The sequence below is a fragment of the Streptomyces sp. ISL-99 genome (assembly GCF_018614005.1).
Taxonomy (GTDB): Bacteria; Actinomycetota; Actinomycetes; order Streptomycetales; family Streptomycetaceae; genus Streptomyces; species Streptomyces flavidovirens.
Genome location: NZ_JAGGPC010000031.1, coordinates 19,093 through 43,547 on the forward strand (window position 1 = coordinate 19,093; position 24,455 = coordinate 43,547).

A 24,455-nucleotide genomic window follows, 5' to 3' on the forward strand; every position below is an offset into this window, starting at 1 on the left:
GGTCTAGAAGTCGTCGTCGAAGGCGACCGAGCCCTCGACCGCGACCTGGTAGGCCGACGGGCGGCGCTCGAAGAAGTTCGTCAGCTCCTGCACGCCCTGGAGCTCCATGAAGGAGAACGGGTTCTGGGAGCCGTACACCGGCGGGAAGCCGAGGCGCTCCAGGCGCTGGTCCGCGACGCACTGGAGGTACTCGCGCATCGACTCGGTGTTCATGCCGGGCAGGCCCTCGCCGCACAGGTCGCGGCCGAACTGGAGCTCCGCCTCGACGGCCTCCTTCAGCATGTCGGTGACCTGCTGCTGGAGGGCGTCGTCGAAGAGCTCCGGCTCCTCCTTGCGGACGGTGTCGACGACCTCGAACGCGAAGTTCATGTGCATGGTCTCGTCGCGGAACACCCAGTTGGTGCCGGTCGCCAGGCCGTGCAGCAGGCCCCGCGAGCGGAACCAGTAGACGTACGCGAACGCGCCGTAGAAGAACAGGCCCTCGATGCACGCCGCGAAGCAGATCAGGTTCAGCAGGAAGCGGCGGCGGTCGGCCTGCGTCTCCAGGCGGTCGATCTTCTCGACCGAGTCCATCCACTTGAAGCAGAACTGCGCCTTCTCGCGGATCGAGGGGATCTCCTCCACCGCGTCGAACGCGGCGGCGCGGTCGTCCGGGTCGGGGAGGTAGGTGTCGAGCAGCGTCAAGTAGAACTGGACGTGCACGGCCTCCTCGAAGAGCTGGCGCGAGAGGTAGAGGCGCGCCTCGGGGGAGTTGATGTGCTTGTAGAGAGTCAGCACCAGGTTGTTGGAGACGATCGAGTCGCCCGTCGCGAAGAACGCGACCAGCCGGCCGATCATGTGCTGCTCACCGGGCGAGAGCTTGGCGAGGTCGGCGACGTCCGAGTGGAGGTCGACCTCCTCCACCGTCCACGTGTTCTTGATCGCGTCCCGGTAGCGCTCGTAGAAGTCCGGGTAGCGCATGGGGCGAAGGGTCAGCTCGAAGCCCGGGTCGAGAAGGTTCTTGTCAGGATTGGTTGACATTACTGGCACGCCTCGCAGGACTCGGGGTTCTCAAGGGAGCAGGCGATCGCGTCCGCGTCGGGAGCGGCTGACGCGGGCGCGGTCTGCTGTACGGGGATGGGGGCCGCGGCCGCCGCGCCGGAGCCGGCCGCGCGGGCGATGCGGGTCGCGGGGCGCGAGCGCAGGTAGTACGTCGTCTTCAGCCCCTTCTTCCAGGCGTACGCGTACATCGAGGAGAGCTTCCCGATGGTCGGCGTCTCCAGGAAGAGGTTCAGGGACTGCGACTGGTCGAGGTACGGCGTACGGGCCGCCGCCATGTCGATCAGTCCGCGCTGCGGGATCTCCCACGCGGTGCGGTAGAGGTCTCGTACTTCCGCCGGGATCCAGCTGAAGCCCTGCACCGAACCGCTCGACTCGCGCAGCGCCTCGCGGGACTGGGCGTCCCAGACGCCGAGCTTCTTCAGGTCCTCCACCAAGTAGGCGTTGACCTGGAGGAATTCACCGCTGAGCGTCTCGCGCTTGAAGAGGTTGGAGACCTGCGGCTCGATGCACTCGTACACGCCCGCGATGGACGCGATGGTCGCGGTCGGCGCGATCGCGAGGAGCAGGGAGTTGCGCATTCCGGTCTTGGCGATACGGGCACGCAGCGCGTCCCACCGCTCCGGCCAGGTCACCTCGACGCCGTAGTGGTCGGGGTGCAGGACGCCGCGCGCCGCGCGGGTCTTCTCCCACGCCGGGAGCGGGCCGCTGACCTCGGCGAGGTCGCAGGACGCCTCGTACGCGGCGAGCATGATCCGCTCGGCGATCTGCGTGGAGAGGGCGAGCGCCTCGGGGGAGTCGAAGGGCAGGCGCAACTTGAAGAAGACGTCCTGGAGGCCCATCGCGCCCAGGCCCACCGGGCGCCACTTGGCGTTGGAGCGGCCGGCCTGCTCGGTCGGGTAGAAGTTGATGTCCACGACGCGGTCGAGGAAGGTGACGGCCGTACGAACGGTCTCGTCCAGCCGCTCCCAGTCGATCTCGCCGTTCCCCGACACGAACGAACCGAGGTTGACGGAGCCGAGGTTGCAGACAGCTGTCTCGCCGTCGTCCGTCACCTCCAGGATCTCGGTGCAGAGGTTCGAGGAGTGGACCACCGAGCCGGGCTCGGCCGTCTGGTTCGCCGTACGGTTCGACGCGTCCTTGAACGTCATCCAGCCGTTGCCGGTCTGCGCCAGGGTGCGCATCATCCGGCCGTAGAGCTGGCGCGCGGGAATCGTCGTACGGGCCAGACCGTCCGCCTCCGCCTTGCGGTACGCCGCGTCGAACGCGTCGCCCCACAGGTCGACCAGCTCGGGTACGTCGGACGGCGAGAACAGCGACCAGTCGGCGTCGGCCTCGACACGGCGCATGAACTCGTCGGGGATCCAGTGCGCGAGGTTCAGGTTGTGCGTACGCCGCGCCTCCTCACCCGTGTTGTCGCGGAGCTCAAGGAACTCCTCGATGTCCGCGTGCCAGGTCTCCAGGTAGACGCAGGCGGCGCCCTTGCGGCGGCCGCCCTGGTTGACGGCGGCGACCGACGAGTCCAGGGTGCGCAGGAAGGGGACGATGCCGTTGGAGTGGCCGTTCGTGCCGCGGATCAGGGAGCCGCGGGCGCGGATGCGGGAGTACGAGAGGCCGATGCCGCCAGCGTGCTTGGAGAGGCGCGCGACCTCGTGGTAGCGGCCGTAGATCGAGTCGAGCTCGTCGAGCGGTGAGTCCAGCAGGTAGCAGGAGGACATCTGCGGGTGGCGCGTACCGGAGTTGAAGAGCGTCGGCGAGGACGGCAGGTAGTCCAGGCGGCTCATCAGGCGGTAGAGCGCGGCGACCTCGTCGGCGGCCGCGGCGGAGTCGTCCTTCGCCAGTCCTGACGCCACGCGCAGCATGAAGTGCTGCGGGGTCTCGATCACCTGACGGGTGAGCGGGTGGCGCAGGAGGTAGCGGCTGTAGACCGTGCGCAGGCCGAAGTAGCCGAAGCGGTCGTCGGCGGCCGGGTCGATCAGCGCGTCGAGGCGGGCCGCGTGGGCGGTCACGAAGTCGGCCGTACGGTCGGCGATCAGGCCCTCGCGGTGCCCGACGGAGACCGACTCCGAGAAGGTACGGACGCCCTGCGTCGCCGCCTCGTCGCGGATCGTGCGGGTCAGGAGGCGGGCCGCGAGGCGGGAGTACGCCGGGTCCTCGGAGATCAGCCCGGCGGCGGCGTCGGTGGCGAGGCCCCGCAGCTCGGCCGCGTCCGACGCCGCGTTGCGGCCGCGGAGGGCGGCCGCGGCGACTCTGCCCGGGTCGGTGTCGGTAAGGTCGGCGGTGAGGTCGGTGAGGGTCCGCAGGAGCGCGGTTCCGGCTCCCTCGGTCCCGTCGGACGACTCCGTCGGCTCCGTCGATTCCGTGGCAGTTGCCGGATCGGCTGGCGCGATGGTCACGGGGTGCTCTCCCTCGCTCGGCTCGGGGCCGGCGGGGGGAGGAGTGGGGGCGTACGGGCGCACGTCACCGCTGAGGGGCGGCGGCGCACCGCGTAGCATCCACAGGCCCAACCGCGAGGCCCGGACGTGTCGGTATCCGGTTCGGTCGAGCCGGATACGCCGTCGGCAGGTCTTCGGACTTCCGGGTGCACAAAAGCGCACCGGTCACACCGTTGCGGGACAGTTCCGGATTCGCACCGGATTCCCCTGCGGCGACAGCGAGCATGAGCATACATGTGGGGGCGGTTGGGTGTTGCACCCCCCAGATGTTGTGTCGTCGCGCCGCTGTTGCTCCAGGGTGGAGCCCCGCACGCGGCGGGAACGCACAGTGCGGGGTACGCCATCGGGCCGCCGCATCCCCCGAAGGGGTCGCGGCGGCCCGTGTGAACCGTTCAGCAGCAGCGGAAGCCCTCGCGGGGGTCCGCCTCGCGGGCGTCCGTGCGGCTGCGTTCGAACGCGCGGCGGGTCATGACCGGGGCCCCGGGGTCGCAGGACCTCGCGTGCGCCACGTACCGGTCGTACGCCGACTCGCCGGTCAGCTCGCGGACGTACCAGCGGATACGGCCCGCCGCGCGGCGTACGTCCGCCAGAGTCATTCGGGCGTCCCCGTCCCGGCCGGCGCGGCCTCCCTGCGGTTGCCGCCCTCCGGGCCGACGCCGGCGGCGACGAGTTCGGCCTTCTCCTCCTTCGTCGCGATGATCGACGCGGGGGCGACGAGCTTGGACTCGACGTACGGCGCCTCGTGGAGCTTGACGCTCTCGGGTTCGCGGATCGCCTTGAGGCAGACCCGGCCGGCGTCCGCGAGTACCACCACGATGAGGGTCGCGAAGAGCGCGCACAGCACGCCGTCGACCGTGGAGTTGGTGACGACGGTGTGCATCTGGTCCATGTTCTTGGCGGGCGGCAGGACCTGGCCCGCGTCGATGCCCGCCTGGTACTTGTCGCGCTGGGCGAAGAAGCCGACCTTCACGTCGTCCGAGAAGATCTTCTGCCAGCTGGCGGTGAGCGTGACCGCCACGTCCCAGGCGAGCGGAACCGCCGTGACCCAGGCCCACTTCAGGCGGCCGGACTTGACGAGGAGTGTGGTGCAGACGGCGAGGGCGACGGCGGCCAGCAGCTGGTTGGCGATGCCGAACAGCGGGAAGAGCTGGTTGATGCCGCCCAGCGGGTCGTGCACGCCGACCCACAGGAAGTAGCCCCAGCCGCCCACGACGACCGCGCTGGCGAACCAGACGCCCGGCTTCCAGCTGACCTGGCGGAACGGCTTGTAGACGTTGCCCAGCATGTCCTGGAGCATGAAGCGCCCGACGCGGGTGCCGGCGTCCACCGTGGTGAGGATGAACAGCGCCTCGAACATGATCGCGAAGTGGTACCAGAACGCCTTCATCGCGGTGCCGCCGACGACGGCGGAGAAGATCTCCGACATGCCGAGCGCGAAGGTCGGCGCGCCACCCGTGCGCGACAGCAGGCTCTGCTCTTCGACGTCCTTCGCCGCCTGGGCCAGCACCTCGGGGGAGATGGAGAAGCCGAGGTTGCCCACCGCCTGGGACGCGGACTGGACGGTGTCCCCGATCACGCCGGCCGGCGAGTTGATGGCGAAGTACAGACCGGGGTCGATGATGCACGCCGTGATCATCGCCATCACCGCGACGAACGACTCGGTCAGCATCGCGCCGTAACCGATCATCCGGATCTGCGTCTCCTTCTGGACCATCTTCGGCGTGGTGCCGGAAGAGACCAGGGAGTGGAAGCCGGACAGGGCGCCGCAGGCGATGGTGATGAAGACGAACGGGAACATCGAGCCGGCGAAGACGGGGCCCGTGCCGCTGGTCGCGAAGTCGGTGACCGCCGGCATCTTCATCGTCGGCAGGGCGATGAAGACGCCGAGCGCCAGCAGCCCGATCGTGCCGACCTTCATGAAGGTGGAGAGGTAGTCGCGCGGGGCCAGCAGCAGCCAGACCGGGAGGACCGAGGCGAGGAAGCCGTAGATGATCATCCAGATGACGAGCGTGCCCGGCTCCAGCGTGAAGGTGTCCGCCCAGGAGGACTCCGCGACCCAGCCGCCCGAGACGATCGCGAGCAGCAGCAGCGCGACGCCGATGAGCGAGACCTCGCTGACCCGGCCGGGACGCAGTACGCGCAGGTAGACGCCCATGAAGAGGGCGATCGGGATGGTCATGCCGATGGAGAAGACGCCCCACGGGGAGTGCGCGAGCGCGTTCACGATGACCAGGGCGAGTACCGCGAGCAGGATGATCATGATGGCGAAGACCGCGACCAGCGCGGCCGCGCCGCCGAACGGCCCGATCTCGTCACGCGCCATCTGGCCGAGCGAACGGCCGTCGCGGCGGGTGGAGAAGAAGAGCGTCACCATGTCCTGGACGGCGCCGGCGAGTATGACGCCGACGATGATCCATATCGTGCCGGGCAGGTAGCCCATCTGCGCGGCGAGTACGGGGCCGACCAGCGGGCCCGCGCCCGCGATGGCGGCGAAGTGGTGCCCGAACAGGACGCGGCGGTCGGTGGGGTGGAAGTCGACGCCGTTGTCGAGCCGCTCGGCGGGGGTGGCCCGGTTCTTGTCGACCTTCAGTACGCGGTTGGCGATGAACCGCGAGTAGAAGCGGTACGCGATGGCGTACGAGCCGAGGGCCGCCGCCAGCATCCAGGCTGCGGAGACCTCTTCACCGCGCGAGAGGGCGAGTACGGCCCAGGCGATGGCGCCGACGAGCGCTACGGCGCTCCATACGGCGATCGACTTCGGGGACAGCGCCCGTTGTCTCTGGGCTGGCGTTGTCGACTGCGACTCCGGCATGACGATCCGTCCCCTCGCGCGATCTTTCTCGTAACGTGCGCGAAATCTAGGTCCTGTGACCGTCGTCCGTAACCCCCTGTCCGCATATCGGTACGGACACGGCCCGACCATTGCAGGTCAGGGCCGTACCAGAACGCCACCTGTCCGGTCGTCAGTCCGTCGGCCGCTTCAGTCAGTCGGTCGCTTCAGATTGGCGACGAACTTGTAGCGGTCGCCGCGGTAGACCGAGCGCACCCACTCCACCGGCTCGCCGTTCCCGTCGATCGAGTGCCGGGACAGCATCAGCATCGGCAGGCCCACGTCCGTACCGAGCAGACCCGCCTCGCGCGGGGTGGCCAGCGACGTCTCGATCGTCTCCTCGGCCTCCGCCAGGCGTACGTCGTACACCTCGGCCAGTGCCGTGTAGAGCGAGGTGTACTTCACGAGCGAGCGGCGCAGCGCCGGGAAGCGCTTCGCCGACAGGTGCGTCGTCTCGATCGCCATCGGCTCACCGCTCGCCAGCCGCAGCCGCTCGATCCGCAGGACCCGGCCGCCCGGCGAGATGTCGAGCAGGCCGGCGAGCGTGTCGTCGGCGGTGACGTAACCGATGTCCAGGAGCTGGGAAGTGGGCTCCAGGCCCTGCGCCCGCATGTCCTCGGTGTACGACGTGAGTTGCAGCGCCTGCGAGACCTTCGGCTTGGCGACGAACGTGCCCTTGCCCTGGATCCGCTCCAGGCGCCCCTCGACGACCAGCTCCTGGAGCGCCTGGCGCACCGTCGTACGAGAGGTGTCGAACTCGGCGGCCAGCGTCCGCTCCGGCGGTACGGGCGTCCCGGGCGGCAGGGTTTCCGTCATCTCCAGCAAGTGCCGCTTGAGCCGGTAGTACTTGGGCACGCGCGCGGTGCGTGTCGCCGCCGCCGTGCCCTCGGCCTCCGTGCCGCCCCCGTCCGTGGCCATGACCCGCCTTCCCGACTTCTGTGCTGCTGCCGTCACCGGCTCCTCCGACTGTCGCGGCTCACATGGTGGCACGGCCTCGTCACAGGTCGTCGCCCTTGCTCAGGTGTCGGTCCGATAACGGACGCGAGAGCCCTTCTTATACACCCTTGACACCCCTAAAGGTCTAGGCCAAGCTCCCGGTGCTGGTCTAAACCATTAAAGGCCAAGGTCCCACCCCCGGGCAGTACTTGTCGTAAGTCTTCGCGGTGGGCAGGGGGGTTGCAGGCATCCCTGAGGAGGGTGGCGTGAAGCGCAAGCTCATCGCGGCGATAGGCGTCGCGGGCATGATGGTCGGCATCGCGGCGTGTGGCGACTCGGGCAGCACGGGCGGTGGCGACGAGGCGAAGCCCAAGGAGCTCACGGTCTGGCTCACGGTCGACGCCCAGAACAACTGGCCCGAACTGGTCGAGGCGGCCGACGACGCGATCGCCAAGAAGTACCCGGGCATCAAGATCAAGCACGAGTACTACGGCTGGCCGGACAAGAACGCCAAGCTCGACGCCGTACTCGCCACGGACAAGGCTCCGGACGTCGTCGAGATGGGCAACTCCGAGATGGTCGGCTACATGGCCACCGGCGCCTTCGCCGAGGTCGACCCGTCGAAGTTCGACAAGTCGGGCGACTGGCTGGACGGCCTCAAACTGTCCGTCACCTATGAGGGCAAGACCTACGGTGTGCCGTACTACGCCGGTGGCCGCGTGGGCACCTGGCGCAAGGACATCGCCGCCGACGCGGGCGTGAAGGCCACGCCGAAGACGTACAAGGAGCTCACCTCCGCCCTGGACAAGATCCAGGAGAAGAAGGGCGACAAGTTCAGCGCCTGGTACCAGCCGTCGCCCGACTGGTACGCGGCCATGTCGTTCGTCTACGACGCCGGCGGCTCCATCGCCGAGCAGGACGGCGACCGGTGGAAGTCCAACCTGTCCTCGCCGGAGTCCCTCAAGGGCCTGGCCGAGTACAAGAAGATCCTCGACAGGTACATGCACGCCGACAAGACCAAGGACGAGGCCGACCGCCCGATCGTCTTCGGCCAGGGCAAGGCCGCGACGATGTTCGCCGCCGCGTGGGAGGGCGGGACCGCCGCCGACCCGAAGAACGACAAGGTCGGCAAACTGGCCGACAAGATCGAGAGCTTCGTGATGCCCGGCCCGTCCGGCAAGAACCTCCCGGTCTTCCTCGGCGGCTCCGACCTGGCCATCCCGGTCAAGTCCGACGCCCAGGCCGTCGCGGGTGAGTGGATCAACGCGTTCACCGGCGCCAAGGGCCAGAAGGGCCTCATCGCCAAGGGCAACCTCCCCAACAACAAGACGGACCTGGAGCCCCTGAAGTCGGACCCGGCCACCGCTGTCCCGGCCACCGCCGCCGCGTCCAGCTGGTTCGTCCCCACCGCTCCCGGATGGGGCCAGGTCGAGAAGGCCAAGATTCTCCAGACCATGCTCAAGGAGATCGGCACCGGCAAGAAGTCGGTCGAGGCCGCCGCGAAGGCCGCCGACGCCGAGATCGACAAGGTCATCAACACCAAGTGACCTTCAGCGGGCAGGGCTTCGCCGGTTCGGCGGGGCCCTGCCCGCCCGCAGTAGGAGAGGGAGCTGTGAGGAGCGCGCGATGAGTGCCGCAGAGACAACCACCGCCAAGGTGCCGCCGACGCGGCCGTCGCCATCACCGCGGACCGGGGCGGGGGGCCCGGCGGAAGCCCCAGGAAAGCCGGCCAGGAAACCGTCCGCGGGCGGAGCCGCTGTGCCGTGGGCACTGCTCGCTCCCTGTCTGCTGGTCATCGTGCTCGTCATGGGCTATCCGCTGGTACGGCTGGTGACGCTCTCCTTCCAGAGCTTCGGCAAATCGGAGCTGTGGGGCTTCAAGGACGCCGAGTGGGTCGGCCTGAAGAACTTCAACGCCATCCTGGGAGACGGCGAGTTCTGGGCGGTCGTCGTACGGACCATCGGTTTCACGGCCGGCGCCGTCATCCTCACCATGGTGCTCGGCATGCTGATCGCCCTGCTCATGCAGCGGGTGTCCGGCTGGGTCAAGGCACTCATCAGCATCGCCCTGGTGGCGAGCTGGGGCATGCCCATCATCGTCGCCACCGCCATCTTCAAGTGGATCTTCGACACCGATTACGGCGTACTCAACTGGCTGCTGAGCACCCTGCCCGGAGTCGAGATGGTGGGCCACAACTGGTTCGCCAGCGGCCCGCAGGGCCTCGCCGTCATCACACTGCTGGTCGTATGGGGCGCCGTGCCCTTCGTCGTGATCACACTGAGCGCCGGACTCACCCAGGTTCCCAAGGAGATGGAAGAGGCCGCCCGCCTCGACGGAGCCGGTGCCTGGGGTGTCTTCCGCTGGGTCACCCTGCCGATCCTCAAACCCATCCTCGTCATGCTGACCACTCTCTCGGTGATCTGGGACATGGGCGTCTTCCCGCAGGTCTTCGTGATGCGGGGCGGTAACCCCGAAGCCGAGTTCCAGCTGCTCACGACGTACTCGTACCAGAAGGCGTTCGTCGTCAACGACTACTCCGGCGGCTCCGCGATCGCCCTGGTCACCGTGTTGCTGCTGCTGGGCGTGGTGGCCGTCTACATGCGTCAGATGCTCAAGATCGGAGAGGTGGAGTGACCTCGACCACCGCGGCTCCCGCCGGCGTCCACAGTCCCCAAAGGCGCCCCCGCAAGGGCGGGAGGGGCAAGTCCGGCTGGAACGCCGTCGGCCTCCTGGTCTTCGTCGTCATGGGCTTCCCGGTCTACTGGATGCTCAACACGGCGTTCAAGCCCGCCAAGGACGCGATCGACCCCAACCCGCAGTTCTTCCCCAGCCCGTTCACGCTGGAGAACTTCAGGCGGGCTTTCGACGTCGCGGACTTCTGGGGACCGGTCGGGCGCAGCCTGGCCGTCTCCTCCGTCGTGGTCGTCATCGGCATCGTGGTCGGCATGCTCGCCGCGCTCGCCATCTCGCGGTTCGCCTTCCGGGGCCGCAAGATCGTGATCGTCGGCATCCTCGCGGTCCAGATGGTTCCGCTGGTCGCCATGATCATCCCGGTCTTCCTGCTCCTGAACGAGTTCGGCCAGTACGACAAGATCACCGGTTTGATCGTCACGTACCTGACCTTCATCCTTCCCTTCACCGTGTGGACGCTGCGCGGCTTCATCGTCAACATCCCCAAGGAGCTGGAGGAGGCGGCCATGGTCGACGGCTGCACGCGCTCCGGGGCGTTCCTCCGGGTCGTCTTCCCGCTGCTCGCCCCCGGAATGGTCGCCACCTCCGTCTACGGATTCATCCAGGCGTGGAACGAGTACCTGTACGCGCTGATGCTGATGAGCCAGCAGAACCAGACAGCCACCGTCTGGCTCGGCAACTTCACCACCAAGCACGGAACCGAGTACGCCCCGATGATGGCCGGCGCCACGATGATGGCCGTCCCCATCGTGATCCTCTTCCTCCTCGTCCAGCGCAAGATGGCCGCAGGTCTGACGGCCGGCGCAGTGAAGGGATAACGCCGCCATGACGACACTCGTAAGCCGTACGGACACACTGACCCGCGACGCCCTGGCGGTCCTCCAGCCCGGCTTCGAGGGCGCCACCGCCCCCGACTGGCTGCTGCGCCGCGTCGGCGAGGGCCTGACCTCGGTCGGCCTGTTCGGCCGCAACATCGCCTCCCCGGCGCAACTGGCCGCGCTCACGGCGCGGTTGCGCGCCGAGCGTGACGACGTGCTCGTCGCGATCGACGAGGAGGGCGGTGACGTCACCCGCCTGGAGGTCCGCAGAGGCTCCTCGTTCCCCGGCAACCTCGCACTCGGCGCCGTCGACGACACCGACCTGACCAGGGAGGTCGCCCGCGAACTCGGCCGCAGACTTGCCGAATGCGGCGTCAACCTCAACTGGGCTCCGTCCGCCGACGTCAACTCCGACCCGGGCAATCCGGTCATCGGCGTACGTTCCTTCGGCGCCGATCCCCAGCTTGTGGCCCGGCACACCGCGGCGTACGTCCAAGGCCTCCAGGCCTCCGGCGTCGCCGCCTGCACCAAGCACTTCCCGGGCCACGGCGACACCGCCGTCGACTCGCACCACGCACTGCCCCGCATCGACGTGGACTTGGACACACTGCACGCCCGTGAGCTGGTGCCTTTCCGGGCCGCGATCGCGGCGGGCTCCAAATCTGTCATGAGCGCGCATATCCTGCTCCCTGCGCTCGATCCGTCCCGTCCGGCCACTCTGAGCCCGCAGATCCTCACCGGTCTGCTGCGCGAGGAGCTCGGCTACGACGGGCTGATCATTACCGACGGCATGGAGATGCAGGCGATCTCCGCGACGTACGGCATCGAGCGCGGCAGTGTCCTGGCGATCGCCGCGGGCGCCGACGCGATCTGTGTCGGCGGCGGGCTGGCGGACGACGAGACCGTCCTGCGGCTGCGCGACGCGCTGGTCGCGGCGGTTCGCAGCGGCGTACTGCCGGAGGAACGGCTGGCCGACGCGGCCGCGCGGGTGCGCGCGCTCGCGGGCTGGACGCAGCGGACCAGGGGGGCCCGGGGGGCCTCCGGGCCGGGCGCGGCTTCACAGGAGGGGACCGCGCCCGGCACCGGCGCGGGCCCGCGTGGCGAGGTCGGACTGGTGGCCGCGCGGCGGGCCCTGCGGATCACGCGGAGCGCCGGCTTCGAGCCCGTCACTTCTGCCCCGTACGTCGCTTCCTTCTCCCCTGTCGCGAACATCGCCGTCGGCGACGAGACGCCCTGGGGTGTGGCCGCCGAGCTGGCGCGCCTGCTGCCGGGCACCGCGACGGGCACGTACAGCAGTGAGAACTCCACGCCGGAGCAGGTGACCGGGGCCGCCGGGGACCGCCGCATCGTCGCGGTCGTACGCGATGCCCACCGCCATCCGTGGATGGCGGTCGCGCTGGAGACGCTGACCGCCGCCCGGCCGGACACGATCGTGGTGGAGATGGGCGTGCCGCAGGCGCAGTCGCGCGGAGCCCTGTACATCGCGACGCACGGCGCCGCCCGGGTGTGCGGTCGGGCCGCCGCCGAGGTCATCGCCGGCGTCTGACCCACGAACGAAAAGGTGCCGGGGTCCACTGGGGGGACCCCGGCACCGTTCTCTGCAGGCTTTGCCAGGTCTCTACAGGCCCTGCCAGGCAGGCTTGGCGGCGTACGTGGCGCGGAAGTAGTCGGCGAGCTTCAGCTTCGACGCCGCCGCCTCGTCGACGACGACCGTCGCGTGCGGGTGCAGCTGGAGCGCGGAGGCCGGAACCAGCGCGGCCACCGGACCCTCGACGGTCTGTGCCACGGCCTCGGCCTTGCCCTCGCCGGTGGCGAGCAGCACCAGGTGGCGGGCCTCCAGGATGGTGCCGATGCCCTGCGTGATGACGTGGTGAGGCACCTGGTCGATGTCGTTGTCGAAGAAGCGCGCGTTGTCGACGCGGGTCTGCTCCGTCAGCGTCTTGATGCGGGTGCGGGAGGCGAGCGAGGAGCACGGCTCGTTGAAGCCTATGTGCCCGTCGGTGCCGATTCCGAGCAGCTGGAGGTCCACGCCGCCGGCCTCGCCGAGAGCGCGGTCGTACGCCTCGCACGCGGCCTGGATGTCCTCGGCGGACCCGTCGGGGCCCATGAAGGACGCCTCGGTCAGGCCGAGCGGCTCGACGACCTCGCGCAGCACGACGGAGCGGTACGACTCGGGGTGCCCGGCGGGCAGGCCGACATACTCGTCGAGCTGGCAGATCCGGGCGCGCGAGGCGTCGACCTCGCCCGCGCGGACCTTGGCCGTCAGCGCCTCGTAGATGGGCAGCGGGGACGAACCGGTGGCCACGCCGAGGAGCGCGCCGGGCTTGTGGCTCAGCAGCCGGCCGATGGCCGCCGCGATGAGCTCGCCGCCCGCTTTGGCGTCCGGAACGATGACAACTTCCACGCTGAGCCTGCCGATCTGAGAGTGGGGAGCCGGTTGTGGTATAGACCAATCTAGCAGAGGGGGCGCCGCGCGCCAGGTGGTCTTCGCCGTGCGGACACCCGTATTTCCATGGTCGGCCGGGACGCGCCGGCCGTCACCTTTTTGGACCATCCGGGCAAGGCCGGAGGGCCGCGTGCCAAGCGTCCTGGCCGGACGCGGGCACCTGATCGCCTGATCCGGTAATTTGGCCGCACGGCACGGCCATAGACACGGGATGATGGTCTAGTCCACAATGAACAGGTAAAGCCTCCTCCCTCCCCGCACAGGAGGGTGGAACGAGGTACCGGCGCTCTCTGCCCTGACTGCGCCGTGGCCTCCTACGGCCGCGCGGGACCGCACACCCGCCCGGTCAATGGGGTATCCCCTGCTCCTTAAGAGCTTGGGGAAAGCTCCGGGCTGCGGTGCCAGGAGGGCTGAGGGTCCCTCCCAGGCGCCGCGGCCATGGGGTCGCCCGAGCGGCGGTACGCTCGCACACGTGCCCTCCATGAACGACCTCGTCCGCCAGCACACCGCTCTGAGTGAAACCGACCTCGAGTGGCTCCATCTGCTGGTCTCGGAGTGGCAGCTGCTCTCCGACCTCTCCTTCGCCGACCTCGTTCTGTGGGTCCCCACCCTCGACGGGACGCGTTACGTCTCCGTCGCGCAGATGCGGCCCAACACCGGCCCCACCTCCTACCAGGACGACATGGTCGGCCACCTCGTCCCGCGCGGCCGTCGCCCCCTCCTCGACGCCGCCCTCGACGAGGGCCGGATCGTGCGCGAGGGCGACCCCGAGTGGCGGGAGGAGGTCCCGGTCCGGGTCGAGTCGATTCCCGTACGCCGCGAAGGCCGCGTACTGGGCGTCATCGCCCGCAACACGAACCTGCTGACCGTACGCACCCCCAGCCGTCTGGAGCTGACGTACCTCCAGAGCGCCTCCGACCTGGCCCAGATGATCGCCGCCGGGTCCTTCCCCTTCCCCGCCCAGCAGGTCGACATGGACGCCTCGCCGCGGGCCGGCGACGGGCTGATCCGGCTCGACGCGGACGGCATCGTCCAGTACGCGTCACCGAACGCCCTCTCCGCGTACCACCGGCTCGGCCTCGCCTCCGACCTCGTCGGACACCACCTCGGTCAGGCCACTGCCGAACTCGCCCCGTCCCGCGGCCCGGTGGACGAAGCCCTGGTCAAACTGGCCAGCGGCTACGCCCCGCGCGAGACCGAGGTCGAGGGGGACAGCGGCGTCATCCAGCTGCGCGCGATCCCGCTCAAGCCCAAGGGGACCCGGATCGGCTCGCTCGTACTGTGCCGGGACGTCACGGAACTGCGCCGCCGCGAACGCGAGTTGATCACGAAGGACGCGACCATCCGGGAAATCCACCACCGGGTGAAGAACAACCTGCAGACGGTGGCGGCGCTGTTGCGGCTCCAGGCCCGCCGGATGGACTCGGAGCAGGGCCGCGAGGCGCTCAACGAGGCGGTGCGCCGGGTCGGGTCGATCGCGATCGTCCACGAGACGCTCTCGCAGAACCTCGACGAGCGGGTCGAATTCGACGAGATCGCCGACCGGGTGATCGCGATGGTCGCCGAGATCTCGCCGGGCAAGGTCGCCTGCCGTCGTACGGGCCGCTTCGGCGTACTCGACGCCGAGGTCGCGACGCCCCTGGCGATGGTCCTCACCGAGGTCCTGCAGAACGCGCTGGAACACGCCTTCGCGCCGGCGGAGCACGGTTCGGTCGAGGTGGCGGCCGTGCGCGGCGGCGACCGCAAGGACGCCCGGCTGCTGATCACCGTCCAGGACGACGGCCGCGGACTGCCCGAGGGCTTCGACCCGAAGCGGACCGGCAACCTCGGGCTGCAGATCGTACGGACGCTGGTGGAAGGCGAATTGGGCGGGACCTTCGACATGGTCCCGGGTCCCGAGGGCGGCACGCGGGTCGTACTCGACGTTCCCGTACGCGCCGACAAGTAACGCGCAGACAAGTAACGCGCAGACAAAAGACGCCCGACAAGGACCTCCCGTCCGGGGCGGAAAAGCGGCGAGCCCCGGACCGAGGGTACGGTCCGGGGCTCAAAGCTCACGTTGCTAAGCGCATCGGGGGTACTGCGCGCTGCGGCTCGGGGGCGGGTGGTGCGTACGCGCTGTACGCGCCGCCAAGCTCAGGCTCGTGCGGGGTGGTGGTTCAGGCGGTCGCGTTACGCGCCCGGTTGCGGGCGGCGCGGCGCTTCATCGCGCGGCGCTCGTCCTCGCTGAGGCCACCCCAGACGCCGGAGTCCTGGCCGGACTCGAGCGCCCACTGCAGGCACTGCTCCATGACGGGGCAGCGGCGGCAGACGGCCTTGGCTTCCTCGATCTGCAGCAGCGCAGGACCGGTGTTGCCGATGGGGAAGAACAGCTCCGGGTCTTCCTCACGACAAACGGCGTTGTGACGCCAGTCCATGGCTGCTACCTCTCCTTGGTATTACAAGCACGTTGCTTGTGAATGTGAACGCTTTCACGAATCCCCCCGCAAGTGAAGGGCCGACTGCCAGTTGCCTGGTGTGGGTCCTGTGTGGAGGAGGGGTTCTGGCTTTCAGCGGAGGCTGGTGTTGCGGGCCGTCCCGATCGCCATGTAGAGATTCGCAAACCTCGGCAGCGGATACAACCCCTTCCGGAAAGTTTTTTTTGATTCCTCGGTGTCGGGTAGGTCACAGCCGTACTTCTATGGGGTGTAACCCAGCCCGTACGTTCGAGTTAAAGGACTTTTGCGCCTTCCGCTCACACAATCACACGCAGTGCACGGCGTACGCCTGTGAACGTCACGCTAGTACGCAGTCCGAGGTGGTCGCCGTCCATCTGAAAGGGGAGCGGAGCCTTGGAATGCAAGGTGAAGTCGGTCAGGTCGTGCAATGTCACCGCATGTTTGCCATGCGGCCCGCGCTCGGGCGACGAGGTCAGCAACTGGGTGGCGTAACGGGCCACGGCGGGGGTGGACAGCTTGCTCAGTCCGAGCACGTCCAGAGCCTTGTCGAAGGATGCCTCCGGGGACGCGTACATCGGGCGATTGCCCAGGTAGGTCCACGGAGAGGTGTTGCAGACTATGGACAGCACAAGATCTTCGACCGGGTCGTGACCGGGGCGCTCCAGGGTGATCAGACCCTGCCGGCGGTGCGGTTCCGTCAGGAACTGGCGTACCACCTGGCGCACATAGAGGGCGTGCGTCGAACGTTTTCCGCGCTCCCGTTGCTGCTCGACTCTGCCGATCACTCCCGCGTCGAAGCCGAATCCCGCGCAGAACGTGAACCAGCGGGCCGGGACTGATTCGTCCTCCGTACCCGGGGTACCCGCCGCAAGGCCGAGACCGACCGTGCGCTCACTGCGCGTGCTCAGCGCGTCCAGGATGGCGCCGGTCGCCTCGACCGCGTCATTGGGGATACCCAGGGCGCGCGCGAAGACGTTCGTGGAACCGCCTGGTACGACGGCGAGGCGCGGCAGCCTCTCCGGGTCCGGGCCCTCGTGGAGGAGACCGTTGACGACCTCGTTGACCGTGCCATCGCCGCCGAGCGCCACGACCAGCTCTATGTCCTTGCTCTGTGCCGCCCGCCGGCCCAGATCACGGGCGTGCCCGCGGTACTCGGTCGTCACCACTTCCAGCTTCATCTCGCTGGCGAGGGCGTGGATCAGGACGTCACGGGTGCGTGCGCTGGTGGTGGTAGCTGCCGGATTGACCACGAGGAGTGCACGCATGAGCGCCAGACTACCCAGTAGGGCGTACGTGGCCCAGACCTGGTCCGCCGGGGCAGGCGGTTACGCTGCTGGGGTGAGCAATGAGCAGACTCCCGGACCCGCTGCCGCCCCCCGCCCCAACCGGCTGACCGCCGCCGCGGGCCTCGCCGCGCTGGAGGGCCTGGCCCTGGTGGCCGGTGGCGTGTACATGCTCGTGATGGGGCTGCTCGGCAGCCCCGACAAGCCGGAGCAGGCGGAGATGGGCGGCCTGACGCTGATCGTCCTGGCGCTGCTGCCGCTGCTGGCCGCGCGGGGGCTGCTCAAGTGCCGCGCGTGGAGCCGGGGGCCAGCGATCATCACGCAGATCATGGCGCTGCCGGTGGCCTGGACGCTGCTGCGCTCCGAGGGCTCCCTGCTGATCCCCGCCGGCGTCGTGCTCGCGGCGGTGGCTGTGGCGTCGCTGGTCCTGCTGGTCAACCCCGAGACGAACCGGGCGCTGGGCATCCGCGGTCCCCGCGACGCATAACGACAGCGGCGCGGGGCAGGGCGGTCACCGCGGATGCCGTACGGCTTACCGCTTACTCCTGTTACTCCTCGACTACTCCTCGACCAGAAGCTTTTCGCGGAGCTGAGCCAGCGTGCGCGCCAGCAGCCGGGAGACGTGCATCTGGGAGATGCCCACCTCCTGCGCGATCTGCGACTGCGTCATGTTGCCGAAGAAGCGCAGCAGCAGGATGCGCTTCTCGCGCGGCGGAAGGTCTTCGAGGAGCGGCTTCAGCGACTCCCGGTACTCGACGCCTTCCAGCGCCTCGTCCTCGGAGCCCAGCGTGTCCGCGACCGCCGGGGACTCGTCGTCGGTGTCCGGCACGTCCAGCGACAGCGTGCTGTACGCGTTGGCGGACTCCAGGCCCTCCAGGACCTCCTCCTCGGAGATGCCCAGGCGCTCGGCCAGCTCGTGCACGGTCGGGGAGCGGCCGTGCTGCTGGGAGAGCTCGGCGGTGGCCGTCGTCAGGGACAGACGCAGCTCCTGGAGACGCCGGGGAACCCGGACCGCCCAGCCCTTGTCGCGGAAGTGCCGCTTGATCTCACCGACGACGGTCGGCGTCGCGTACGTCGAGAACTCGACGCCGCGCTCCGGATCGAACCGGTCCACGGACTTGATCAGACCGATCGTGGCGACCTGCGTGAGATCGTCGAGCGGCTCCCCGCGGTTGCGGAAGCGGCGCGCCAGGTGCTCGACCAGCGGCAGGTGCATGCGCACCAGCCGGTTGCGCAGCTCCGCCTTCTCGGGCGATCCGTCCGGCAGCTTGCGCAGCTCGATGAACAGCGCGCGTGCTCCACTGCGGTCGTGCGGATCGTGGCGCCCGTGCTCGCGCTCCGTCTCCGTCTCCGTGGAGTGCTGTCCGTGCTCGCTCATATGGCCCGCCCGATCTGCCTGCTCCGCCGCCATCGTGCCCACCAGGCCGTCCACCGGTCCCTCGACCACCGGTCCCTCGACCACCGGCCCGTCGGCCACCGGCCCGTCGACCGGGTGGGGCCGGGCCTGCTGCTCAGGGAAGCCCGCGGGTACGGGCGTCGGCCCGGCTTCCCCGGCCGGAACCGCGCGCCGTCCCGTCGGCGCCTGTGGGCTGAGCTCCTCGTTGCGCACCGGCCCGTCCCCGTTCCTCACGCCGGCCCGGGTCCCGCGCCGCGCTGTTTGTACAGGCTGATGGTGACCGTACGGTCCTCCGCGACCGTCGAATCGACCTTGCCCGCCAGTGCCGAGAGCACCGTCCAGGCGAAGGTGTCGCGCTCCGGTGCGCGTCCGTCCGTGGTGGGGGCCGAGACCGTGACGTCGAGTGAGTCTTCGACGAGCCGGAAGACACAGCTGAGAACGGACCCGGGCACGGCCTGCTGAAGCAGGATCGCGCAGGCCTCGTCGACCGCGATGCGCAGATCCTCGATCTCGTCGAGGGTGAAGTCCAAGCGCGCCGCGAGTCCGGCCGTGGCCGTACGCAGCACGGACAGATAGGCACCTGCAGCGGGCAGCCGGACTTCCACGAAGTCCTGGGTCCCGGGCTCGCCTGCGATCTGGGACACCCTCACCTCCAAGGTGGCACAAGCTCTTTCGGGGGGTCCGGGAGGCAGTGCCCCCCGAAGCCACGCGGTACGTCGTTACGTCGTTCGCCGGTGACGCTATCGCGATCCATTCTGCCCTGTCGCCGGGGCCCCCACCCCAGACTGTCACTCATGGTAAGCACATGAGTACGCACAGTGGCTAGGGGTCTGCGGCACCCAATTGGAAACAACCGGCGCCGGGTTGACGTACCCACACGTCAGACGATCGAACCGTCCTCGTAACACCAGCGCCAGTTGTCCCCCGCCTCGTAGCTGCGCACCACCGGATGGCCCGTTTCCTTGGCGTGCGCGGACGCGTGCCGGAACGGCGACGAGTCGCAGCACCCCACGTGCCCGCATTCCAGGCACAGCCGCAGCTGTACGGGATGACTGCCGACCGCCAGGCACTCCGGGCAGGTGTCGCTCAGTGGGACCGGCTCAGTCTTGGGCATTCGGCTCACGAACAACTCTGATAGTTTGTGAGATGTGAAACCGGAGCAGGTGAAGCGGGCGTTCAAGTACCGCTTTCACCCCACGAGCGAGCAGGCAGCGGAGCTGTCGCGCACGTTCGGGTGTGTTCGCAAGGTCTACAACCTGGCACTCGAAGCCCGCACGGTGGCGTGGTACCAGCGCCAGGAGCGCATCAACTACAACGCCACCTCGGTGATGCTCACCCAGTGGAAGAAGACCCAGGAGCTGGCCTTCCTGTCCGAGGTGTCGTCGGTGCCGCTGCAGCAGACGCTGCGGCATCTGCAAGGGGCGTTCTCGAACTTCTTTGAGGGCCGGGCGAAGTACCCCCGGTTCAAGTCGAAGAAGAAGACCCGGAGGTCGGCTGAGTACACCCGCTCCGCGTTCACGTACCGCAGCGGTGAGCTGAGGCTGGCGAAAATGCAGGACCGGCTGAACATCGTGTGGTCCCGGCCCCTGCCGCAGGGTGTCGAGCCGTCCACGGTGACCGTGTCCCAGGACAGTGCGGGCCGCTGGTTCGTGTCCATCCTGTGCGAAGACACATCCGTCAAACCCCTGCCGGTCCTGGACACCGCCGTCGGCATCGACGCGGGCATCACCAGTCTCGTGACGCTCTCCACCGGAGAAAAGATCACCAACCCCCGACATGAACGCCGGGACCGCGCACGCCTGGCCAAGGCCCAGCGGGTCCTGGCGAAGAAAGAGAAGGGCTCCCGCAACCGGGACAAGGCCCGCCTCAAGGCCGCCAAGATCCACGCCCGGATCGCCGACCGGCGCCGGGACTTCCTGCACCAGCTCACCACTCGGCTCGTTCGTGAAAACCAAACGATCGTGATCGAGGACCTGACCGTGCGCAACATGGTCAAGAACAGGAGTCTGGCCCGCGCCATCTCGGACGCGGCATGGACCGACATGCGCTCCATGCTGGAGTACAAGTGTGCCTGGTACGGAAGGAACCTGGTCGCCATCGACCGCTGGTTTCCCTCCACCAGGCTGTGCTCCGCATGCGGCACCATCCGGGAGAAGCTGCCGTTGAACCTCCGCGCGTGGACGTGTGACTGTGGCACCACGCATGACCGCGACATCAACGCGGCATGCAACATTCTGGCCGCCGGACTGGCGGTCACAGCCTGTGGAGCTGGTGTAAGACCTCAACGGGAGACCTCCCGGACGAGGCAACCGGCCGCGAAGCAGGAAACCCTCACTGCGAAGTGAGGAATTCCCCTCGTTCACGAGGGGGAGGAGGTCAAGATGGCCAGGTTACGCGCGGCGGCCGGGGGGCGCGGGGCGGGCGCGGCGAGGAGCGCAGAGCGAGGCATCGGCGGCCGCCGAGGCGCGGCTGGAGGAACTGCTCGCCGATCCGCGCAACGCACTGCCGCAGCCGCTCGCGGACCGGCTCCGGACCGTTCTCGAGCGGCGTCGCAACGCCGTCTGGGAACGGCTCGGCGCGGTCAACGAGGAGACCGGGGAATCGGCGGACGACACGTACAGGCGCCTCGCCGGGGAAATGATCGCCGCGGAACGGGCGGTCTTCGTGGAACTGCGGGACCGGCGGCGCATCGACGACGAGATGCTGCGCAGCCTGATGCGCAGGCTCGACCTGGAGGAGGCGGCGGCCTACCGCGCGGAGCCCGGCTGAGCGGCGTCCGGCCGGCCCGTGATCACCGCCGCGACGGTGGTGCCCGGCGGGAAGGCTCCCTCGGTGGCGAGTGTGGTCAGTCCGTGCAGCATCTTGGCGACGTAGACCCGCTCCACCGGCAGCCCGTGCCGTTCTTCGAAGTCCGCGGCGAACGCTTCGAGTTCGGGAGTGGTACGGGCGTATCCGCCGCAGTGGAAACGGTCGTCCAGCGTCCAGTCGCCGGCGGGGGCGCCGAAGGCGGCGTCCTGGAGCGCGCGTATCTCGTCGCCGAGGAAGCCGCCCTTGAGCACCGGGAATCCGATGGCGCGTTGCGCGGACCCCAACCCCGCCGCGAGCCCGGCGATGGTGCCGCCGGTGCCGCACGCGACCCCGACGACGTCGGCGACGCCGCGCAACTCCGTCCCCAGCGCGACACACCCCTGCACGGCGAGGACGTTGCTGCCGCCCTCGGGGACGACGTAGAGATTCCCCACCCCGCCGTTTCCCGGCCGGGACGTGTGCGGCTGCAGTCGGCTTTGCCGTTTGGGGCAACTTTCAGCCTCTCCGGCGTTTGAGGAGCGGGGTTGGGGGCGGAGCCCCGGTTCGGGAAGGGGCGGGGTGGGGAGAAGGCCCCGCGCGGCGGCGGCACTCGCCTCGGCCACGATGGCGGCCAGCACCTCCGGCTCCGCCTTCGCCCGATACGTCGCCCGGTCCACGAAGTGCAACCGCATGCCGTCCGCCGCACACCGGGCCAGGGAGGGATTCAGGGGCCGCCCGGCCAGCTCGTCGCCCCGTACGACACCGATCGTCGGAAAGCCCAGCAGCCGCCCGGCCGCGGCCGTCGCCCGCAGGTGGTTCGAGTACGCGCCGCCGAACGTCAGCACCGTCCGCCCCGCCGCCGCCCGCAGGTTCAGCTCCAGCTTGCGCCATTTGTTGCCCGGCAGGTCCGGGTGGATCAGATCGTCACGCTTGAGCAGCAGCCGTACGCCGCGACGGCTGAAGCGCTCGTCCTCGGACTCCCGCAGCGGCGACGGCAGCCGCGGCCGCAGGCGGGAGAGGTCGAGCGCTTCGTGGGTCACGCACCCATTGTCGCCACGCGCGTCACCACGCGCGTCACGGTCATCACACGAGCGTCACGCGAGGCGGTCCTGGATCCGCGCGCGCATCGTGCTCATGGAGAATCCGCGGGGGTCTATCTTGCCCGGCTGCCATTCCAGGTGGCCGATCACCGACCGGGAGTTCCACCCGTGGTGCCGGCAGACCGCGGCCGCCGCCCGCTCGATGGCTTCGAGCTGCGCCTCGGGCCAGGGGTCCTTGCCGTCGCCGAGGTTCTCGCACTCGAAGCCGTAGAAGTGCCGGTTTCCGTCGGTGTTGGACTCGTTGTCGCGCGGCAGGGCCCTCTCGGCGATGACCGCGCGCAGTACGTCGTCGTCGCCCAGCCCCGCGTGGTTGGCGCGGCCGTACCCGACCAGATGGATGGAGCCGCTCTTGGCGATCACGCCGTGGCAGAGCGGACCGGGGAGTCCCGGATAGCCGTCGCGGCAGATGCGGACGGTCTTGGAGGTGCCGGAGGTGACGGTGTGGTGGATCATCACGCCGTGCACAGGCCCCCAGGGGCCCTTGTGGTTGCGGTTGTGCGTACGCCAGTCGCCGACCTGGACGACGTTGATGCCCTCGTCTCTCAGTACGTCGAGGAATCTGCTCGCGGACATGGGTGAGGCCATGACCGCCTCCTTAGGTGAGTCGCGCACCATCTCGTACGCTGCTTGTACCCGAACTCCGCTGCCACGGCTATGTGTTCGGACCACGTGCGAGCTGATTCGGACACCTCCCGCACGGGTCCGTTCGTCCCGGAGCCGTGCGACGTGCCCCGCCGTCCGGTGATCCAGTCACACACTTTTGTGTAATGGCGCCGTGACTCCCCCCGCTGGAAGGCTTGTTGCAGCCGGGCAGCTCGTGATCAAGAGGGAGTCAGATGTCGGTCGAGGCAGGTTCCGAGATCCGCGAACAGCAGACACAGCCGCAGCAGAGTCTCGGCACGGCCGCAGCGCGGAACTTGGCCACCACCACCAAGTCCGCACCGCAGATGCAGGAGATCACCTCGCGGTGGCTGCTGCGGATGCTGCCATGGGTCCAGGTCCAGGGCGGTACGTACCGGGTGAACCGCCGGCTCAGTTACGCCATGGGCGACGGGCGAGTGACCTTCGTACAGACCGGGGAGCGCGTAGAGGTCATTCCGGGCGAGCTGAAAGAGCTGCCGGCGCTGCGCACGTACGGCGACGAGGAGGTGCTGGCCGAGCTGGCGCAGCGGTGCGAGCAGCGGGAGTTCGCGGCAGGAGACGTGATCGCGACCGCCGGCGGTGCCGCGGACACGGTCTACCTGCTGGCCCACGGCCGGGTGGAAAAGGTCGCGGACGGCGCGTACGACGCCGAAGCCGTGCTCGGCGTCCTCGCCGACGGGGCGTACTTCGGCGACCAGGCGCTCGTCGAGGAGGAAGGCACCTGGACGTGCACGGTCCGCGCCGCGACCGCGTGCACGGTGCTGACGCTGTCCCGCCAGTCCGTCATGACGCTCGCCGACCGTGCGGAAACGTTGCGCGATCACCTCACGCGCGTACGGTCGCTGCCCCGCCAGCGCACCAACAAGTACGGCGAGGCGCCCATCGACCTGTCCGCGGGCCACGTCGGCGAGCCCGTCGTCCCGCACACGTACGTCGACTACGACGCGGCGCCGCGCGAGTACGAACTGAGCGTCGCGCAGACCGTCCTCAAGGTCCACAGCCGGGTCGCGGACCTCTACAACCAGCCGATGAACCAGACCGAGCAGCAGTTGCGGCTCACCGTCGAGGCGCTGCGCGAGCGCCAGGAGGACGAACTCATCAACCACCGTGAGTTCGGACTGCTCCACAACTGCGACTACGGGCAGCGCCTCCAGCCGCACGACGGCGTGCCCAGCCCGGACGACATGGACGAGCTGCTGTCGCGGCGGCGGGGCTCGAAGCTCTTCCTGGCCCACCCCCGCGCCATCGCCGCCTTCGGCCGCGAGTGCAACAAGCGCGGTCTGAACCCGGAGAGCATCGAGATCGGCGGCAGCCGGGTGCCCACCTGGCGCGGTGTGCCCATCTTCCCCTGCAACAAGATCCCGGTGAGTGACGCGCGTACGACCTCGATCATCTGCATGCGTACGGGCGAGGCCGAGCAGGGCGTCATCGGACTCCAGCAGAGCGGTATCCCGGACGAGATCGAGCCGAGCCTGTCGGTGCGCTTCATGGGCATCGACGAGCAGGCGATCATCCGGTACCTGGTCACGGCGTACTACTCGGCGGCGGTGCTGGTGCCGGACGCGCTCGGTGTCCTGGAGAACGTCGAGATCGGCAGGTGGCACTGAGCCCGGCA

At 69.0% G+C, this 24,455-nt stretch carries 21 protein-coding genes, 1 pseudogene and 1 riboswitch; of the genes and pseudogenes, 9 read left to right on the forward strand and 13 right to left on the reverse strand.

What is annotated here, in order from left to right; all coding sequences use genetic code 11:
- Nucleotides 1-3 precede the first annotated feature (3 nt).
- From J7E91_RS19710 to J7E91_RS19730, 5 genes are all read right to left on the reverse strand, one after another.
- Nucleotides 4-1,020 (reverse strand): ribonucleotide-diphosphate reductase subunit beta, encoded by a 1,017-nt coding sequence (locus J7E91_RS19710; protein ID WP_214906547.1) that lies wholly within the window; start codon nt 1,018-1,020, stop codon nt 4-6.
- Complete coding sequence (locus J7E91_RS19715; RefSeq protein ID WP_214906549.1) at nt 1,020-3,434, reverse strand: ribonucleoside-diphosphate reductase subunit alpha; 2,415 nt, start codon at nt 3,432-3,434, stop codon at nt 1,020-1,022. Before J7E91_RS19715 ends, J7E91_RS19710 begins: the two co-directional genes overlap by 1 nt.
- Before the next feature lie 146 nt (nt 3,435-3,580).
- Nucleotides 3,581-3,712: riboswitch (cobalamin riboswitch) on the reverse strand.
- 153 nt (nt 3,713-3,865) lie between these two features.
- Nucleotides 3,866-4,069 (reverse strand): YbdD/YjiX family protein, encoded by a 204-nt coding sequence (locus J7E91_RS19720; protein ID WP_214906551.1) that lies wholly within the window; start codon nt 4,067-4,069, stop codon nt 3,866-3,868.
- Nucleotides 4,066-6,285, reverse strand: coding sequence for a carbon starvation CstA family protein (locus J7E91_RS19725; RefSeq protein WP_214906553.1), 2,220 nt, complete (start codon nt 6,283-6,285; stop codon nt 4,066-4,068). The genes J7E91_RS19720 and J7E91_RS19725 overlap by 4 nt, the downstream gene beginning before the upstream one ends.
- A 168-nt stretch (nt 6,286-6,453) precedes the next feature.
- A complete protein-coding gene (locus tag J7E91_RS19730; protein WP_214906555.1) occupies nt 6,454-7,221 on the reverse strand; it encodes a GntR family transcriptional regulator in 768 nt (255 codons plus the stop codon).
- Between the two features lie 284 nt (nt 7,222-7,505).
- Between J7E91_RS19730 and J7E91_RS19735 the strand changes: the two genes are divergently transcribed.
- The 4 genes from J7E91_RS19735 (at nt 7,506) to J7E91_RS19750 (ending at nt 12,294) form a co-directional block, all read left to right on the forward strand.
- A complete protein-coding gene (locus J7E91_RS19735; protein WP_214906557.1) occupies nt 7,506-8,786 on the forward strand; it encodes an extracellular solute-binding protein in 1,281 nt (426 codons plus the stop codon).
- Between the two features lie 79 nt (nt 8,787-8,865).
- A complete protein-coding gene (locus J7E91_RS19740; RefSeq protein ID WP_214906559.1) occupies nt 8,866-9,873 on the forward strand; it encodes a carbohydrate ABC transporter permease in 1,008 nt (335 codons plus the stop codon).
- A complete protein-coding gene (locus J7E91_RS19745; RefSeq protein WP_214906561.1) occupies nt 9,870-10,748 on the forward strand; it encodes a carbohydrate ABC transporter permease in 879 nt (292 codons plus the stop codon). The genes J7E91_RS19740 and J7E91_RS19745 overlap by 4 nt, the downstream gene beginning before the upstream one ends.
- Before the next feature lie 7 nt (nt 10,749-10,755).
- Complete coding sequence (locus J7E91_RS19750) at nt 10,756-12,294, forward strand: glycoside hydrolase family 3 protein (RefSeq protein ID WP_214906563.1); 1,539 nt, start codon at nt 10,756-10,758, stop codon at nt 12,292-12,294.
- 72 nt (nt 12,295-12,366) lie between these two features.
- Here the strand turns inward: J7E91_RS19750 and nagB are convergent, their stop codons facing one another.
- Entirely contained in the window at nt 12,367-13,152 is a 786-nt protein-coding gene (gene nagB, locus J7E91_RS19755) for a glucosamine-6-phosphate deaminase (RefSeq protein ID WP_214906565.1), read from the reverse strand.
- Between the two features lie 523 nt (nt 13,153-13,675).
- Here nagB and J7E91_RS19760 point away from each other — a divergent pair.
- On the forward strand, nt 13,676-15,142 hold the full coding sequence (locus J7E91_RS19760) for a sensor histidine kinase (protein WP_214906651.1): 1,467 nt from the start codon (nt 13,676-13,678) through the stop codon (nt 15,140-15,142).
- Between the two features lie 211 nt (nt 15,143-15,353).
- Here the strand turns inward: J7E91_RS19760 and J7E91_RS19765 are convergent, their stop codons facing one another.
- Together J7E91_RS19765 and J7E91_RS19770 are read right to left on the reverse strand one after the other, a co-directional pair.
- Nucleotides 15,354-15,611, reverse strand: coding sequence for a WhiB family transcriptional regulator (locus J7E91_RS19765; protein ID WP_004937597.1), 258 nt, complete (start codon nt 15,609-15,611; stop codon nt 15,354-15,356).
- A gap of 317 nt (nt 15,612-15,928) precedes the next feature.
- A complete protein-coding gene (locus J7E91_RS19770) occupies nt 15,929-16,897 on the reverse strand; it encodes a diacylglycerol kinase family protein (RefSeq protein WP_214906567.1) in 969 nt (322 codons plus the stop codon).
- Between the two features lie 73 nt (nt 16,898-16,970).
- Between J7E91_RS19770 and J7E91_RS19775 the strand changes: the two genes are divergently transcribed.
- Nucleotides 16,971-17,402, forward strand: a complete 432-nt coding sequence (locus J7E91_RS19775) for a hypothetical protein (protein ID WP_214906569.1) — start codon at nt 16,971-16,973, stop codon at nt 17,400-17,402.
- 72 nt (nt 17,403-17,474) lie between these two features.
- On the opposite strand, the gene J7E91_RS19780 is transcribed toward J7E91_RS19775, so the two are convergent.
- From J7E91_RS19780 to J7E91_RS19790, 3 genes are all read right to left on the reverse strand, one after another.
- The gene (locus J7E91_RS19780) at nt 17,475-18,545 is read right to left on the reverse strand and encodes an RNA polymerase sigma factor SigF (RefSeq protein WP_214906571.1); all 1,071 of its coding nucleotides are present in this window, start codon (nt 18,543-18,545) and stop codon (nt 17,475-17,477) included.
- Nucleotides 18,542-18,955, reverse strand: a complete 414-nt coding sequence (locus J7E91_RS19785; RefSeq protein ID WP_028811722.1) for an anti-sigma regulatory factor — start codon at nt 18,953-18,955, stop codon at nt 18,542-18,544. The genes J7E91_RS19780 and J7E91_RS19785 overlap by 4 nt, the downstream gene beginning before the upstream one ends.
- 236 nt (nt 18,956-19,191) lie before the next feature.
- A complete protein-coding gene (locus tag J7E91_RS19790) occupies nt 19,192-19,425 on the reverse strand; it encodes a UBP-type zinc finger domain-containing protein (RefSeq protein WP_214906573.1) in 234 nt (77 codons plus the stop codon).
- Nucleotides 19,426-19,459: 34 nt separating this feature from the next.
- Here J7E91_RS19790 and J7E91_RS19795 point away from each other — a divergent pair, with 34 nt between their 5' ends.
- Both J7E91_RS19795 and J7E91_RS19800 read left to right on the forward strand, forming a co-directional pair.
- Entirely contained in the window at nt 19,460-20,656 is a 1,197-nt protein-coding gene (locus J7E91_RS19795) for an RNA-guided endonuclease TnpB family protein (RefSeq protein WP_214906575.1), read from the forward strand.
- A gap of 76 nt (nt 20,657-20,732) precedes the next feature.
- Nucleotides 20,733-21,080: pseudogene (locus J7E91_RS19800) on the forward strand (Na+/H+ antiporter); the annotation flags it as partial.
- On the opposite strand, the gene J7E91_RS36080 reads toward J7E91_RS19800, so the two are convergent.
- Nucleotides 21,059-22,138 carry a pyridoxal-phosphate dependent enzyme gene (locus J7E91_RS36080; RefSeq protein WP_308376798.1) on the reverse strand — a complete coding sequence of 360 codons (1,080 nt, stop codon included), beginning with the start codon at nt 22,136-22,138 and terminating at the stop codon, nt 21,059-21,061. The pseudogene J7E91_RS19800 and the gene J7E91_RS36080 sit on opposite strands and share 22 nt — an antisense overlap.
- Before the next feature lie 54 nt (nt 22,139-22,192).
- Nucleotides 22,193-22,783: an N-acetylmuramoyl-L-alanine amidase gene (locus J7E91_RS19815; protein ID WP_214906577.1), complete on the reverse strand. Its 591-nt coding sequence runs from the start codon at nt 22,781-22,783 to the stop codon at nt 22,193-22,195.
- Nucleotides 22,784-23,034: 251 nt separating this feature from the next.
- Here J7E91_RS19815 and J7E91_RS19820 point away from each other — a divergent pair, with 251 nt between their 5' ends.
- The gene (locus J7E91_RS19820) at nt 23,035-24,447 is read left to right on the forward strand and encodes a family 2B encapsulin nanocompartment shell protein (RefSeq protein ID WP_214906579.1); all 1,413 of its coding nucleotides are present in this window, start codon (nt 23,035-23,037) and stop codon (nt 24,445-24,447) included.
- Nucleotides 24,448-24,455 lie beyond the last annotated feature (8 nt).

Excerpts from the sequence above, each read along its gene's own strand:
- J7E91_RS19710 (WP_214906547.1), bottom strand. The coding sequence starts at position 1,020 with ATGTCAACCAATCCTGACAAGAACCTTCTCGACCCGGGCTTCGAGCTG.
- J7E91_RS19720 (WP_214906551.1), bottom strand. The coding sequence starts at position 4,069 with ATGACTCTGGCGGACGTACGCCGCGCGGCGGGCCGTATCCGCTGGTAC.
- J7E91_RS19725 (WP_214906553.1), bottom strand. The coding sequence starts at position 6,285 with ATGCCGGAGTCGCAGTCGACAACGCCAGCCCAGAGACAACGGGCGCTG.
- J7E91_RS19730 (WP_214906555.1), bottom strand. The coding sequence starts at position 7,221 with ATGGCCACGGACGGGGGCGGCACGGAGGCCGAGGGCACGGCGGCGGCG.
- J7E91_RS19740 (WP_214906559.1), top strand. The coding sequence starts at position 8,866 with ATGAGTGCCGCAGAGACAACCACCGCCAAGGTGCCGCCGACGCGGCCG.
- J7E91_RS19750 (WP_214906563.1), top strand. The coding sequence starts at position 10,756 with ATGACGACACTCGTAAGCCGTACGGACACACTGACCCGCGACGCCCTG.
- J7E91_RS19760 (WP_214906651.1), top strand. The coding sequence starts at position 13,676 with ATGAACGACCTCGTCCGCCAGCACACCGCTCTGAGTGAAACCGACCTC.
- J7E91_RS19765 (WP_004937597.1), bottom strand. The coding sequence starts at position 15,611 with ATGGACTGGCGTCACAACGCCGTTTGTCGTGAGGAAGACCCGGAGCTG.
- J7E91_RS19770 (WP_214906567.1), bottom strand. The coding sequence starts at position 16,897 with ATGCGTGCACTCCTCGTGGTCAATCCGGCAGCTACCACCACCAGCGCA.
- J7E91_RS19790 (WP_214906573.1), bottom strand. The coding sequence starts at position 19,425 with ATGCCCAAGACTGAGCCGGTCCCACTGAGCGACACCTGCCCGGAGTGC.
- J7E91_RS19815 (WP_214906577.1), bottom strand. The coding sequence starts at position 22,783 with ATGGCCTCACCCATGTCCGCGAGCAGATTCCTCGACGTACTGAGAGAC.
- J7E91_RS19820 (WP_214906579.1), top strand. The coding sequence starts at position 23,035 with ATGTCGGTCGAGGCAGGTTCCGAGATCCGCGAACAGCAGACACAGCCG.